The sequence below is a fragment of the Shewanella sp. FDAARGOS_354 genome, assembly GCF_002209245.2.
In the GTDB taxonomy this organism is placed as follows: Bacteria; Pseudomonadota; Gammaproteobacteria; order Enterobacterales; family Shewanellaceae; genus Shewanella; species Shewanella xiamenensis.
On record NZ_CP022089.2, the window covers coordinates 518671 to 533398 of the forward strand.

The 14728-nt window shown below is 45.1% G+C and carries 14 protein-coding genes; 8 read left to right on the plus strand and 6 right to left on the minus strand.

The annotated features are described in order from the left end of the window. Positions 1–280 precede the first annotated feature (280 nt). Positions 281–790 (minus strand): DUF2062 domain-containing protein, encoded by a 510-nt coding sequence (locus tag CEQ32_RS02430; protein WP_037419631.1) that lies wholly within the window; start codon positions 788–790, stop codon positions 281–283. Positions 791–822: 32 nt separating this feature from the next. On the opposite strand from CEQ32_RS02430, the gene CEQ32_RS02435 reads away from it, so the two are divergent. The 4 genes from CEQ32_RS02435 to CEQ32_RS02450 are packed head-to-tail and all read left to right on the plus strand — an operon-like array spanning position 823 to position 6159. Next, entirely contained in the window at positions 823–3144 is a 2322-nt protein-coding gene (locus tag CEQ32_RS02435; RefSeq protein ID WP_055647208.1) for a DNA internalization-related competence protein ComEC/Rec2, read from the plus strand. A gap of 32 nt (positions 3145–3176) precedes the next feature. Next, positions 3177–4982 carry a lipid A export permease/ATP-binding protein MsbA gene (msbA, locus tag CEQ32_RS02440; protein ID WP_055647209.1) on the plus strand — a complete coding sequence of 602 codons (1806 nt, stop codon included), beginning with the start codon at positions 3177–3179 and terminating at the stop codon, positions 4980–4982. Next, complete coding sequence (gene lpxK, locus CEQ32_RS02445) at positions 4983–5990, plus strand: tetraacyldisaccharide 4'-kinase (protein ID WP_088585450.1); 1008 nt, start codon at positions 4983–4985, stop codon at positions 5988–5990. It abuts the gene before it with no gap. Next, positions 5980–6159 carry a Trm112 family protein gene (locus tag CEQ32_RS02450; protein WP_037419644.1) on the plus strand — a complete coding sequence of 60 codons (180 nt, stop codon included), beginning with the start codon at positions 5980–5982 and terminating at the stop codon, positions 6157–6159. The genes lpxK and CEQ32_RS02450 overlap by 11 nt, the downstream gene beginning before the upstream one ends. A 117-nt stretch (positions 6160–6276) precedes the next feature. Here the strand turns inward: CEQ32_RS02450 and CEQ32_RS02455 are convergent, their stop codons facing one another. Then, a complete protein-coding gene (locus tag CEQ32_RS02455) occupies positions 6277–6738 on the minus strand; it encodes a hypothetical protein (protein ID WP_088585451.1) in 462 nt (153 codons plus the stop codon). A 212-nt stretch (positions 6739–6950) separates the two neighbouring features. Here CEQ32_RS02455 and CEQ32_RS02460 point away from each other — a divergent pair, with 212 nt between their 5' ends. After that, complete coding sequence (locus CEQ32_RS02460) at positions 6951–7640, plus strand: energy-coupling factor ABC transporter permease (RefSeq protein WP_169548688.1); 690 nt, start codon at positions 6951–6953, stop codon at positions 7638–7640. Between the two features lie 30 nt (positions 7641–7670). On the opposite strand, the gene CEQ32_RS02465 is transcribed toward CEQ32_RS02460, so the two are convergent. From CEQ32_RS02465 to CEQ32_RS02475, 3 genes are all read right to left on the minus strand, one after another. Further along, positions 7671–8027 (minus strand): glutaredoxin family protein, encoded by a 357-nt coding sequence (locus CEQ32_RS02465; RefSeq protein ID WP_037419649.1) that lies wholly within the window; start codon positions 8025–8027, stop codon positions 7671–7673. Positions 8028–8244: 217 nt separating this feature from the next. Then, complete coding sequence (locus tag CEQ32_RS02470; protein ID WP_088585452.1) at positions 8245–11466, minus strand: DUF748 domain-containing protein; 3222 nt, start codon at positions 11464–11466, stop codon at positions 8245–8247. Positions 11467–11715: 249 nt separating this feature from the next. Then, complete coding sequence (locus CEQ32_RS02475) at positions 11716–12096, minus strand: VOC family protein (RefSeq protein WP_037419655.1); 381 nt, start codon at positions 12094–12096, stop codon at positions 11716–11718. Between the two features lie 348 nt (positions 12097–12444). On the opposite strand from CEQ32_RS02475, the gene CEQ32_RS02480 reads away from it, so the two are divergent. The 3 genes from CEQ32_RS02480 (at position 12445) to CEQ32_RS02490 (ending at position 13763) form a co-directional block, all read left to right on the plus strand. Further along, positions 12445–13149 (plus strand): DUF445 domain-containing protein, encoded by a 705-nt coding sequence (locus CEQ32_RS02480; protein ID WP_088585453.1) that lies wholly within the window; start codon positions 12445–12447, stop codon positions 13147–13149. A 79-nt stretch (positions 13150–13228) separates the two neighbouring features. Next, the gene (locus CEQ32_RS02485) at positions 13229–13579 is read left to right on the plus strand and encodes a VOC family protein (RefSeq protein ID WP_037427263.1); all 351 of its coding nucleotides are present in this window, start codon (positions 13229–13231) and stop codon (positions 13577–13579) included. Then, complete coding sequence (locus CEQ32_RS02490; protein ID WP_037427261.1) at positions 13554–13763, plus strand: DUF1289 domain-containing protein; 210 nt, start codon at positions 13554–13556, stop codon at positions 13761–13763. The genes CEQ32_RS02485 and CEQ32_RS02490 overlap by 26 nt, the downstream gene beginning before the upstream one ends. Before the next feature lie 72 nt (positions 13764–13835). Here CEQ32_RS02490 and cdd read toward each other — a convergent pair whose 3' ends face one another. Beyond that, positions 13836–14726, minus strand: coding sequence for a cytidine deaminase (gene cdd, locus CEQ32_RS02495; protein WP_037419666.1), 891 nt, complete (start codon positions 14724–14726; stop codon positions 13836–13838). Positions 14727–14728 lie beyond the last annotated feature (2 nt).

Below are 14728 nucleotides of genomic sequence, written 5' to 3' on the forward strand. Positions count from 1 at the left end.
GCGTAGTAGTGAAACACGAAAAGTATTTTAAGCTGCAAATTAAATGAATGTATATATCTACTTATGAGTAGCTTGTAAGTAAGCGTCCGAGTGAAGGGATTAAGATAGTCTTATCGCCGTGGTTTAATCTATTGATAAGGTAGAATAAATTACAATAGAGGACGTAAAGGAAATACAGGGATGCAAACGCTAAAAAGGCGTTAATGCTTAACTTGTTCAATTAGGAAAGTCAATTTCTCTAACATAAAACAAGTTAAGCCATTGTATCTGCAAGTCGCAATTATTTGGTCTTACGCTTTTGCCACTTAAACATGATCGAGTATTTCCAGAGGTTACTGATCATTAAATATCCTACAGTAGAAAACACGATCCCTAATACTAGGCAACCTAGTAGGAATGCTGGCCCAATTGTGGCTAATGAGGCTTCTATCCATTGCCAGCTTGCCTCAAAGGCAAATTCCTGCGGTGCGTGGCCAAGAATTTTTGCACCTAATAAATAAGCCCCATAAAACATAACTGGCATCGTAAGTGGATTGGTGATCCAGACTAAAGCGACGGAAACGGGAATATTGACATTAAAAAGGATTGCAAAGGCCGCGGCGACCACCATTTGAAAAGGCATTGGGATCCAAGCGACAAACAAGCCTATGGCAAAGGCCCCCGGCGCAGAGCGTCGATTAAGCGCCCAAAGATTAGGATTGTGTAATAAGCGACCGAAAATGCGTAGGTGTTTGTGCTCACGCAGGGTTTCAGGCTTAGGCATAAATCTTTTTATTAATTTTTTTGGCATAGGCTGAAATTGCTGTCTTAACTTAATTCACTATGAATGGATTCATGTTTGGCTTTAGTGCCACCTTACTGTCAGCGATGTTATGGCCTTCGCTGCCGCCAATTACTTATCTACCCTACTTTTGCTTTGGGGCTCTCATCTTATTCAAAAAAGCACCTAGCTTATCTGGCACACTCTTTGCGATGTTCTGGCTAACAGGATTTTGCTTAGTGTTATCTCGGCAGGATCTTCCTTTATCCCAAAAGCCTATACAGGTGAGGGGCGAAATCATATCACTAGTTAGTCAAAACAGCGACTGGGTTAGCTTCGATATTGTTGTCGATAAACCAAATTTAATCTTTGGGCCAACGGCTAAGTTGCGTTTAACCTGGCAATCCGAGGCGACACTGCAAGTTGGGCAAGTTTGGGATTTCACTTTTATGCCTAAAAGTATATCCAGTGTACTCAATCAAGGAGGATATAACGAACAAAAGCAATTGATTAGTCAGCATATTGTCGGTAAAGGCCGCGTTATGCATGCAAGGCTTCAAGCTGAGCGTTTTTCGTTAAGACATCACTTAATCACACGACTTGCTCCAAAGTTATCTGCGTTAACACAGGGGGATATTCTGCTGGCGTTAATCCTCGGGGATAAACAACTTATCTCGCAAACTAAGTGGCAGGCGTTAAGGCAAACGGGCACGGGCCATCTGGTGGCGATATCGGGATTACATTTATCGGTGATCACCGCTTGGGTCTATGCTTGCGCTTTGTTTTTTCTTACGCGTTTGGCGCCGCATCCAAGTCGACGAAATATAGTTATTGCGCTCATTTTAGCAGGAGTGAGTGCTCTATTTTATAGCTATTTAGCCGGTTTTGCCGTGTCAACACAGCGGGCGTTAGTGATGATTTTATTGGTTATGCTGTTGAGTTTATTAAGACGCTACTCAAGCGCATGGGATCGTTTGCTGTTTGCCTTATTTGTGGTGTTACTCATTGATCCTCTCGCTTGTTTGAGTGCTGGATTTTGGCTTTCTTTTTGTGCTTTGGCGATTATTTTATATACCTTAGAAAGTGCCAAATTTACACAGTCTTTTGATAGTAAAACAACTTTTTTAGCCAAGTCGCGAGTCAGAGTCATACAGTTTTGGTCAATACAATGGCGCTTAAGCCTGATATTGGGACTGCTGCAAGCCATCTTTTTTGGTGGTGTGAGTATCCATAGTTTGTGGATGAATATGCTGGTGGTGCCTTGGTTTAGTCTTATTGTCATTCCGCTATCGATGCTGGCTTTTATCATCTGGTGGTTAGGTACGCTTTTGGGGCAATCGTGGTTGGGATTATTCAATTTGGCGGATTTAGCACTATTTCCCTACGGCAAGTTACTCGAACTCAGCGTCGATTTACCCGCCCATTGGCATGTGGTTTCCGAGACATTATTAGCAAGCGGCCTGTGCGCACTTTTTGCGTTGATTCTGTGGCGATATGTTCCTCATCGGCGCCAATATTGGCACTGGCATTTGTTGATAGGGTTACTGTTTCTACCTCTGGCATTGTCTGTTTTTCAGCGCATTACAGCATCGAAAACCACTCAATGGACACTACATTTACTTGATGTAGGGCAAGGATTAGCCGTGGTGGTTGAAAAGGATGATAGGGCACTTATCTATGATACGGGCGCCGCATTTGGCGATGATTTTAGCTACAGTGACCGTGTGGTTATCCCTTTTCTTAATACTCGAGGATTAACTGATATCGATTTTATTGTGATCAGCCACGGCGATAACGACCATGCTGGAGGCGCTCAAGTACTGGCAAAAGCGTATCCTCAGGCAAAATGGATTACTGATGTTGACCACTTAAATGCTCAGCCTTGTTTGCCACAACAGATTGATTGGCAACAACTTACCTTACGCTTTATTTCCCCACAAACCCAGGCGGGTGGCAATAATGCTTCTTGTGTGCTGCGGATTGATGATGGTCAGCAAAGTCTATTACTGAGCGGTGATATTGAAAAGGAAACAGAGAGTATATTGATTGAGCGAGTGCAAGCGGGCTTTATACTTAAAAGTCAGGTGCTTATTGCTCCACACCATGGAAGCCGCACCTCATCTACGCTGGCATTTATTGAAAGGGTGGCACCGGAGTTAGTACTGTTTCCTGCGGGGTTGAATAATCGTTATGGCTTTCCTAAAGCCGATGTCGTTGCCCGCTACCAAGCTTTGCAGATAAACCACTTAACCACAGGGATTGAAGGACAAATTAGCGTTACTTTTGAACAAGGGCGACTCGACGTAAAAACCTATCGGCAAGATTTAGCTCCATTTTGGTATAACCGCTTGTTTAGATTTGGTGACTTGATTAATCCAGAGTAGAATGAGCACTTTGCCATAATTTAGTGTTACCAATGACAGCATATCCTAAAGACGAAATGTGGACCGTATTCAAGCGATTACTGGCCTATCTCAAACCGATGAAGGGCATGTTTTTGCTTTCAGTTGCTGGCCTTATTGTGTATGGGCTTGTCGATGCGGCTTTTATTTCTTTTATTGGCCCTTTTATCGATAAAGGGTTTTCCAGCAGTACACCAGCGATAACTAACGGTATTGCACTCCCCACGAACCAAGGCTTTCATGCCGATAACCAAGTGCTATTAATGGCGCCTATCGTGGTTATTTTAATGTTCTCCCTGCGCGGCTTTGCAAACTTCGTATCCACCTACGGCATTTCTTATATGAGCGCTAGGTTAATTATGGATATGCGCCAGCAAGTGTTTCAACATTATCTAAGTTTACCCGTGAGTTACATGGATAAGGAAAACACGGGCAATTTAATTTCAAAAGTGACCTTCGATACCGAGCAAATTGCCCGTGCATCGGGCAGTGCCTTGATTTCGATTGTTCGTGACGGTGTGACCGTTATCGGTATGCTGGGATTGATGTTTTATAACTCTTGGAAGCTTTCTCTGTGTATTTTAGTGATTGGTCCGATTATGGGATTAGTGATGACTATTGTGAGTCGCCGCTTCCGTAAGGTGTCGAAACAAATCCAAACGGCGATGGGGGATGTTAGTGCCGCGACCGAGCAGATGATAAAAGGTCATAAAAACGTACTGGCCTTTGGTGGACAAGAAACAGAAACGGCTCGCTTTGCCAAAATTAATGACAGAAACCGTCATCAAAATATGAAACTTGCGATCGCACAGGCTATCAGCCAGCCGCTTATCATGGTGATTGGCTCCTTTGCCTTGGCCTTTGTGCTGTATGCGGCGAGCCTAGATAGCATGAAAGCCGATTTGACCGCAGGGACCTTCGCGACGATTCTTGGCGCGATGATGGCCATGCTGCAACCCATCAAAAACCTCACGCGTGTGAATGCCGAATTTCAACGTGGTATTGCAGCGTGCACCACAGTATTTGAACTGTTAGACACTTTGCCAGAATCGGATACTGGTACTTATACCGTCAAGCGTGCTAAGGGCAACTTACGTTTTGATAATGTTTCTTTTAGTTACGAAGGCCAGGAGCGCCGCGCTTTAGATAAAATTGACTTTGAAGTGTCCCAAGGGCAAACCTTAGCCTTAGTCGGGCGCTCTGGGTCGGGGAAGTCGACGATCGCAAGCTTAGTGACTCGTTTTTACACCGGACTAGCGTCTGGCGATATTCTGCTTGATGATGTGAGTATTTATGATTACTCATTGAAATCATTACGTAGCCAAGTGGCTTTGGTATCGCAGCAAGTGACACTGTTTAACGATACTATTGCCAATAATATCGCCTATGCCTATCCGGGCGAAGTCACCCGCGAGCAGATTATTGAGGCGGCGACCTTAGCTCATGCGATGGAATTTATTGAGCAATTGCCCGATGGCTTAGATACCCAAGTCGGTGAAAACGGCGTGCTATTGTCAGGCGGTCAGCGACAACGGATTGCGATTGCGCGGGCAATGTTACGTGATGCACCAGTGCTCATTCTGGATGAAGCGACATCGGCCCTTGATACTGAATCTGAGAAAGCGATTCAGCAGGGATTAGACAATTTACGCCAAAACCGCACCTCGGTTGTGATTGCTCACCGGTTATCAACGATTGAAAGTGCCGATCAAATTTTAGTGGTCGATCAAGGCCGCATCGTTGAGCGTGGCACCCACAAATCTCTACTCGAACTTGGCGGCATGTATGCCAAGTTATACCAAATGCAGTTTGGTAGCTAAATGCAGGCGTTAGTGAATCAAATTTGGTATCAAGGCCACCCATTACGGTGGCTCTTACTGCCTTTTTCTGCGTTGTTTGCGCTTATTACCGCAATTCGCCGTGGTTTATTTCGCTTAGGGATTAAATCACAAACCACACTGCCAGTCCCCGTGATCGTGGTGGGCAATATTACCGTTGGCGGTAGTGGTAAAACCCCCACAGTCATCTATTTGATTGAACTGCTGCGTCAACAGGGGTTTAATCCGGGTGTGATCAGCCGTGGTTATGGCGCGGATATCCAAGGGGTAAAAGTCGTTAGCGTAAAGGATGCTGCAACTGATGTGGGCGATGAGCCAGCTATGATTGTGGCGCGTACTGGTGTGCCTATGGTGGTGGGCCCTAAACGTGTTGATACCGCAAAAATCTTGCTGGCGCAGTTTGCCGTGGATGTCATTATCTGTGACGATGGCTTGCAACATTACGCCCTCGGCCGTGATATTGAGCTGGTGGTGATTGATGGAAAGCGCGGTTTAGGGAATCGTCATTTGCTTCCAGCAGGCCCACTACGGGAAGGTGCTTGGCGTCTTAATCAAGTGGATTTTGTGGTGGTCAATAGTGGACCCGCGCAGGCGAATCAATATGAGATGCAGCTGAGCCCAAGTGCGGTGTTGCCGGTAAATCCTAAGGCTGAGGCCGTGTTTGATCCGACCCAGCCCGTGGTGGCAATGGCGGGTATTGGTCATCCGGCGCGTTTTTTTGAAACCTTAACGCAGCAAGGTTTTCAACTCGCGTTATCCCATGGTTTTGATGACCACCAAGCCTACGATAAACACGTGTTATGCGAGCTTGCAGCATCTCGCCCCTTGATGATGACTGAAAAAGATGCGGTTAAATGTCGCGATTTTGCACAAGAAAACTGGTGGTATTTGGCTGTCGATGCCAAGCTATCGCCACAATTTGATCAACAGTTGCTGAGCCGATTACGCTCTGTGGCTGCAGCTAAAAAAGGAAAATCCCATGGCGTTTGATAAAAAACTGTTAGATATCGTTGCTTGTCCAGTATGTAAAGGAAAGTTGGAGTACGATAAGGCGGCGCAGCAATTGATTTGTAAAGCGGACAAATTAGCTTATCCCATTACCGATGGCATCCCAGTGTTATTGGAAAATCGTGCCTTACCGTTAAATGAAGCAGTTTGATTTTTAGGCATAAAACTCAGCGTTATTGAACTTAACGGTTTGAGCTAAGTCGTGTACTTTCGACACCGCCGTGCATAAGTGTAGAGAACAGGGCGATCATCTCGCCCTTTTCATGACTTAAAAGCGCACAAACTTTTGTTTATCTTCCTCAGTGGCGCCTTCTTTACATTCACCACGTATTTCTCCCCGTCCTGATTCTATTATTCGGCTCAACTCAAAGTAACCTTCGCGGCAGTAACCTGTCATTTCTAAGGTTTTCTCGAGTCCCAATTCAACTTGTCTGCCCCAGATATCGAGTGCATCCGCTTGTTGGTATAAACGACGCTGCTCGCGGAGATCTTGCGCGACTTGACGCATACGTTCTTCGTGGGGGAAGGGGCGTTCGGTGACATCTCTTGGTGAGTATTCCTCCGCAAAACCTGCCTGATAGGTAAAGAGTTTAAGGCCATCTGCGCGGATATCAGTGGTGAGTTTGTCTTTAAATTTACCTGCAAATTCAGAGGGGTCTATCTGAGCGCTGCTGCAAGCGAGTAATGTTAAGCAGCTCAATAATGTCAGGCTTATCGATCTCAATGGCATATCAAGGATTACTCTTAGATGATTTACTTAGCGAAGAATACCTTAATATGTCGCTCAATATCATGCAATTATCGGTTTTATTCGCGATATACTGTTAAAGAAGTTTATTCGCCCGAATAGGTTGGTTAATCACCCTAATACCGAAACAACTTGAATCTGCTCTGAAACTTGTCGCGATAGGTTGAATGGGCATCTACTCCGGAGCCTTACTGATGCTGGATTTTTGGGCCAAGCGATTTGCTGAAATAGACTGGAATATCAGCCCATTACAGGGTTTAAGCCTGCTACTGCTGGGTCTGTGGATTTATGCTATTTGGCCTAAGGAAGAGTTACTGCAGGTTGTTAAGGATAAAGGCTTGCAATGGCGGTTGTTGTTAACGCTGATTGCGGTAAATACCTTATGGCTCCTCAATGCCAGTATTCAAGTGGGATTGCATTTACACTTTTTAGGGATAGTCACTTGTCTATTGATGTTTGGTTGGCGCTTAGCGACGGTTGCCTTACTCCTCCCAAGTGCGTTTTTCAGCATATTTGTCCTAAAGCAGCCTGATGAGTTTGGTGCATTTGGCTTGTTTGCAATAGCCCTCCCGTTATTCTGTGCGTTTATGCTTTACAGCCGCAGTTACCATTTATTTCCTAAGCATCTTTTTGTGTTTATTTTTGTTGGCGCCTTTATTAATGCAGGATTATCGACGGTTTTTCATCAATTTAGTTGGGCATTTTGGCTTTGGTTGTCGGCGGATTATGACTGGAGCATGTTAGTTGATAACTATCTGATGTTGATCCCGTTATTAGCCTTTCCTGAGGCGTTGCTAAATGGCATGGCGGTAACGCTGTTGGTGGTGTATCAACCCCAATGGTTGTTTGATTATTCTGACCGTGAGTACTTGTGGCGTAAATGAAAAGCGCGCCGTGGGGCGCGCATTGTTGTGCTAGGCAAAACGTTGTTCTAAGTAGCTGATGATATCCTTAGATTCATATAGCCATTGCACTTGACCATTGTCTTCAATCCGTAAACAGGGCACTTGTTGCTTGCCACCTTGGGCGATGAGCTCGTCTTTATGTGGGGATTTTTTTGCATCCAAGGTTTGGATATTCAGCCCTTGACGGCGCATAGCTCGGCGCACTTTTACGCAGAAAGGACAAGCATTGTACTGATATAGCGCCAGTGCTTGAGTTTGCGCATCGATTTTTTGTTGTTCTGCTGATGGGCGTTTGAGTTTCTTTGGGGCGAACACAAAGTTAAGCAACAAAATGATCCGGCCTAAAATCCAGCGAATAATGAACATAACTACCTCGAGTAAAAGTGTTTTAGCGCGCCGCAATATTGGCTGTGCGAAAGGGGATTGACGCGCGGAATGTGATTCCGCTCGCATAAAGCCGCAGAGTTTAACCTAATGGATGTTTTAGGCCAAGTAATAGAACGAGGGGGCGCTACCTTAATCAACCAATAAAAATGCCCAGTGAATACTGGGCATTTGATTCTCTATGGTCTTGTACAACGCGTTATTTAGCTTCGATGCTCATATTCACTTGGGCAGCATCTTGATTGAGGGTGACGCGACTTTCGAGTAGGAAAATGCGTTCAGGTGCGATGCCCTTGCTATCAACAAGGTAGGCCTTGACTGATTTCGCTCTCTCCTGCGCTAAATCTCCCAACCTGTCTTGACCGACCGTTTGCGCTTTTAGCGAAAGGTTATAAAGCGCGATATGCCAACGGGTGGTCAGTTCCTCTTTACTCAGTGGTGCATCTTTGGTTTCAGAAATAATATTGTCTTTCACATCATCAGGATTGGCTTTAACTTCCTGCTCATAGAGTTTGAGAAGGGCATCGGCTAGAGGTCCTTGGGTCGGAAACTGACTCGGGCTGAGATCTGCCGGCAATTCCGTCAGCTGAATATTCGCTAAGGCAGCCAGCTTGCGTTTCATCATACGCTCGCTAATTGCTTGGCTATCGTTTATTGCATCGACACTGCCCTCAAGACTGAGCTGTAGCATGGGTCTATCCTCTAATCCTTTGGCGAGCTTATCTAGGCTTTCTTGTTCACGGGAAGTGAGGGTAAATTGCCCAGGATTAAAGGGGATTTTATCTAAGGTGTCATCAGCGCCAATGAGACCTGCAAGGAAAGAGAAGGGGGCTGTGACGGCTTTAGTAATCACATTGGTAATGGCTGTCATGATGATGCTGCCAACACTAAAGCTGGGTGAGTCTAGATCGCCAGAGACTTCCATTCCTAGGTCAATTACGCCATGGCGATCCTGCAATAATGCAATCGCTAACGTTACGGGTAAACTGGTGGCTAAATCACTGTTACTGCGTTTCCCCAGTTTGAGTTGATTAATCACTAGGTGGTTGCTGCCCTTGAGTTGGTTTTGCTCAAGTTTGTAGTTAAGTGCTAACGACAATTGCCCTTTATCAATGTAATAGCCCGCATAGGTGCCAGAGTATGGGTTTACTGACGTCAGCTCAACACTCTTAAAAACCAAGTCTAAATCAAGATAAGGTTTATCTAACAAGGGATTAATATCCCCCTTTAATGTCACTGGTGCATAGCGGTCAATTTTGCCTTTAATATCGACAGATGCCTTAGTACCCGGCTTGGAGGATAGGTGACTGATATAACCTTCTAGCTGCTCGATGCCTGAGGCAAAGTTAGGTGTTAGCGAATTATCGGCAAAAAATGCTGATCCTTGGTTAAAGCTAATTTTTTGAATATCTAAGCTTAACTCGGGCTTTTTAGCTGCGGTTTGGGATGGTGCAACTGTATTGGTGCTGCTTTCGGCTTGAATGCCTTGCGCCATTTGTCCATCGGCAATGGCTTGCTGTTCAATAATCAGATTGCTGATATTGGTTGTACGATCCTTCGCGATAACAACCTTGGCATAAGGTTGCTCAAAACTTAAATGATCAATCTTGATTTGATTCTGTTGCTGGTCAAAATCGAGCTGATTAATATGCATTTTTTGCCATTTTACCAATGGCGCTTTGCGGATGCTGTCGAGGATATTCAAATCATCCAGCTCAACGTTACCTTGATAAATGGCTTTGCCTTTGCCATCGGCATGAACCTCGCCATCGCTACTGAATAGGCCGCTTTTTAGCTGCATATTGACATAGGGCTCAAGGTAAGGTTGAAATTGGGCTAAGGCCAACTGCTCCACTTTGAGGTTAGCGCTGATGGCTTGCCCAAGGACATCGACTTGCCCCTTCGAGGAAAAATGGCCTTTATCGTTTAGCTCAAAGGAGAGTTGGTATTCAATCGGGGCTTTTAAATCGCTCACTATGGTTTGAGTCGCAAAATCTAATGGATAGATTCGCCATTGCTGCGCCGTTTTGCTGAGTTTGTGCTCCTCAAGCTGAATATCATAGTTTTCGACATTCAGTCCTCCCAAGGTGACAAGCCATCCATTGGTATTTTCAGTGGTACTGTTACTCGCCACAGCTTGCGAAGTGGTAGGGTTAGCGACTATCGCTTCAGACGCTTCAGTTACATCAGGGGTTGTTGCTGTACCAGAGGTCGCTGCCATCGATTTGGGCATCAACAGTGGTGCTAAATCAATACCTTGTTCATCTAGCTTGGCCTTAAGACTTAAGCCTTCAGTGTGGATTTGCTTAATATTGACCCGCTGCTTGGCCAGATTGGCGCTGATCCCATCTACAGCCAGCAGGGGCAGGGTGATAACCGATTGATCACCATTGAGCAAATTCACTTTTTCAACAATCACTTGTCCACGTTCGGCAGTGAGTTGTAATTCACCTTGCTCGGGTAAATCTACTTGGTAATGGGCGTTAATACTGAGCTCACCTGTCCCCAGTTTGACATTGAATTGATCGGCAACAAATTGCCAAAGCGGAGCAAGTTTGAGTTTGGCAAGCTGTACATCCCCGACGAGCTTAAAGGGAAAGAGCTGAAATTGTCCGGCAAGGCTCACTTCACCTGCGTGGGCATCCTGCAACTGGGCGACAAATTGGTTATGCACGATAGTCGTAGTGGCATTTGTCGCCGATGTTGCTGGAGTAGTATTCGCCGTAGTTGTTGCTGGAACGGCATTGTTTGTCACCGCATCTTTGGTTGATGACGTCTTAGCTACGCTAGCAGGATTAGGTAACATCAGGTATTCAGTATCTAATTGACTGAGTTTGAAGTTGACATTGGGGTAATCAATTTGCGCCTTGGTTATCTTGTCATCAAATTTGAACTTGGCTGCACTGACGGTTAACTCACCTAAGATGATGCGCAAAGGACGTGCTTGTTCAGCACTCGTGTCTGGTTTGCTGGCGGTTTTAGCTTGGTTGAGGGTGGTAACGATGTCGTCAAAGTTAAACTGAGTTGCCCCATGAGTTTGAAACCGTTGGATATGAGCAAAGGGCGTTTGCAACTGAATATGATCAATCACTAAGGCTCGATTGAATATAGACTGCCAAAAATGCACCTCAAATTGGAGCTGTGCTAATCCGGCAAAATCCCGATTATCTTTCTCTTTAACGGCGAGCTGGTCGATATTGACGCGGTAGTTAAAAGGATTGATATGCATACCCTGTAAACTGACCGGACGCCCTAATAGCTGTGAAAGCTTCTCTGGGGCGAAGGCGACGATAGCCTTGGGGAGTATTAATCCGAGGGCGATAAGGTAACTTAAGTAGGTAATGGTTAAATAGACGAGAACTCGTTGGTATCGGGGGCGACTAAAAAACGCAAGTTTTAACCGTGATAGTTGAGTTAGCATAGTCAGATTAATGCTCCAATACGCACGCTGTCGCGAAATCTATCAATAAATGTGGTTATTCTAGCGAATAATGCTTATCTCTGCATGATTTTTTTGGTGTTTTGTCAATTAAATCTGAGTGTTACCGTATGGCAACCAATGTGAGTCAGAATGTATGTTAACTCATAACCCTCGCTTTACGAGGGTAACATGTTGTGTCTCCAGTGGGCATTTTATGACCGCTAAGCTATTTAATACGAATAGCTTAGTTTAAGTGGTGAGATAACTTATTGCGGCGATGACGGCGCCTTGTGGATCTTTTATCCAACAAAAGCGACCCACTTTCGGAATATCTTCTGGACCAAACAGAATATCGCCACCAAGTTTTTTAGCATTAATCGCGACCAAGTCGACATCGGCGACCGTGACATAACCTGTCCAGTGTGAAGGTAGCGTCGGGAGCTGATTGTCAGTGATACCGCCGATACCTACACCTTGGTTTTCAATCAAGTGGTACTGACCATGGGGCATCTTGACCGTTCTAAATTGCCAGCCAAATACTTCACCATAAAAGCGCATGGCCTCTTCAGTGTTGTGGGTCGTGAGTTCATGCCAGCCTAAGGCACCAGCGGTATTAAATGCAGAGTCCATAAGCGCGTCCTTTATATTATTGAGCCTTGTGGCGAGGCGATTAGTATTTTGAGTGTAGACGATGCTTTTCAATAATTCCTAAGCAGATCCAGAAATGTGACATTATTTTCTGCTGTAAATCATTAAACTAAGTTAATGTTAATTAATGAAATAACAAAAATCTGTTTATCGAGTTTGTCTTGATGTTGTGCTTGTGCCGCTCCGCTGAGTATTTGCTGAGTTTGCGCTCTGTTTTGCGGCTGATTGGTGGTGTTAGTATTGTTTTACAGCATTAGACCTTACTCCCCTTCGCTTGCTAAACTAGCGCCATTTGCAATCGATGAAATTGCGTAATAGGGGGATTAACGATTGAATAAGAGTTTAGTGACCAATGTGTTGGCAGCCATTTGTGTGATCTTGGGATACGCACTGAGCTTACCCATTCTATTTAATGTTGGGTTGTTTGCATTATCTGGTGCGATAACCAACTGGCTTGCGGTGTATATGTTGTTTGAAAAAGTCCCTGGTTTGTATGGTTCTGGTGTGGTGCCTTCGCGGTTTGAAGAATTTAAACTCGGCATTGCTCATCTGATGATGAAACAGTTTTTTACCGCTGAAAACATTGATCGTTTTTTGTCTGAAAAAGAAGGTATAAGCCAAATCGATTTGGCGCCTGTGATTGAGAAAGTAGACTTAGCACCGTCTTTCGATGCCTTAGTCAATACTGTGGCACAATCTTCATTTGGTGGCATGTTAGCCATGTTTGGGGGGGCTGAGGCGCTAATGCCGCTAAAAGAACCCTTTATTGAGAAGATGAAAGCTTCATTGGTCGATATGGCCGAGAGTGAACAATTCCGCAGTCTATTGAAGCAAGAGCTTGAACAGCCAAATGTGATGGCCGATCTGCAAAATAAGATTGCTAATATCGTTGAGCAACGCTTAAATGAATTAACACCACAAATGGTTAAGCAGATAGTTCAGGAGATGATCCAGACGCATTTAGGTTGGCTCGTGGTGTGGGGCGGTGTGTTTGGTGGAGCCATCGGACTTGTCGCCGCCTTAGTACAGGGCTAATCTTAGATTAGCCACTATCGCGAAGGGAGCAATGGCTCCCTTTTTTATTGATTAAGTTATTCATTGGGCAGGGAAGATTATGAATCGTCATCACACTATCAATTATTTAGAGATTCCAACATCTGATATTGATTGTTCTAAAGCGTTTTTCAATACCGTATTTGGTTGGCATTTTGAGGATTATGGCCCACAGTACAGTTGCTTTATCGATGCGGGAATGACGGGCGGTTTTTATCAAGCTGAGGTTTGTTTTACCCTAGAAAAGGGCTGTCCCCTGATTGTGCTATACAGTAAGACCTTGGAAGAAACTTTAGCCGCCGTGATCGCGGCTGGCGGCGCCATTAGCACTGAGATTTTTAGCTTCCCAGGTGGTCGACGTTTCCATTTTATCGAGCCTGCGGGCAATGAATATGCGGTCTGGTCAGAATAACAGTATTTATCAGCCCTGTGTACGAAATTGCTGTCTCGATCAGCAGGATATCTGCATGGGGTGTTTTAGGCATCTTGAGGAGATTTTGGCGTGGCGAAACATGACAGAGGAGCAGCGAAGCGCATGTTATCTTAAAATGGCTGAGCGCAAAGTCGTTTTTATGTCAAAACGCCCCAGTAGCTAAAATAGGCCAAAGCATCGCGGCGCAACTTAAGTCAATACCGAAGTATAAAAACAGAAGCGCCGCGTTAACTGGCTAGATAGGATCAACCACAATATGTTCGAGTTCTATCGCGGCAACAGCATGCAATGCATCCATCGCTGCGCCCACTAAGCTGATTTTACCTTGGGAGGATTCCACCAATACCGCGCGGCGGATCTCACCAAAATCACGATTATGCCGAGTCAGATTCGATAGCGCCATTTGCATTGGGAGCATCGATGGGTTAAACGCGGCGTTTTCAGCGTAGCGACCACAGTAGGTTGCGCCATCCGCGGTTTCTAATACAACCGCCGCATAGCTTTGGGTATAAGGTGCATAGCTTAAGCCCGCATGATCTAAGGCTTCAATTACCATAGGATCACTGCTATCGAGTGCAAATTCAGTTTCCTGCTTGACTAATAGCGGTGACTGAACATTTAAGTCTTTTGGTCCAAACGCATAGGGCAGATAATAGGATAGTAAATGGCTATCCTGTGATGGCAAATGGATCTTGATTTGGCCGCCTTCGACTAATTCATTCATAAACTGACGGCAATGACCGCAGGGACTGGCGTTCACTATCATATCCACAATCTGGCTTTCGCCGCTAAGCCACGCGTGACTAATAGCGCTTTGCTCAGCGTGTACTGAGTGGAAGAGGGCTTCGCCAGGCAGTTCTAAGTTGGCACCCATATAAATGTCGCCACTTTTTCCTTTGGCAATTGCACCAACATAAAACTCACTAATCGGTGGTTTGGCCAAGGCGGCGGCAATAGGTAACAAAGCCAGTAACACCTCTGATTCGGTCATATTGCTGCTTTTGACTAACTCTGCCAGTTGCTGTGCATCGATATGTCCCGCAAAACCTTGATGTAATAAGGGAATTAATGCGTCAGCCAATGGGGTTGGCAGCTGGGTTATGCTTCGGATAAATCTATCTTGCATTT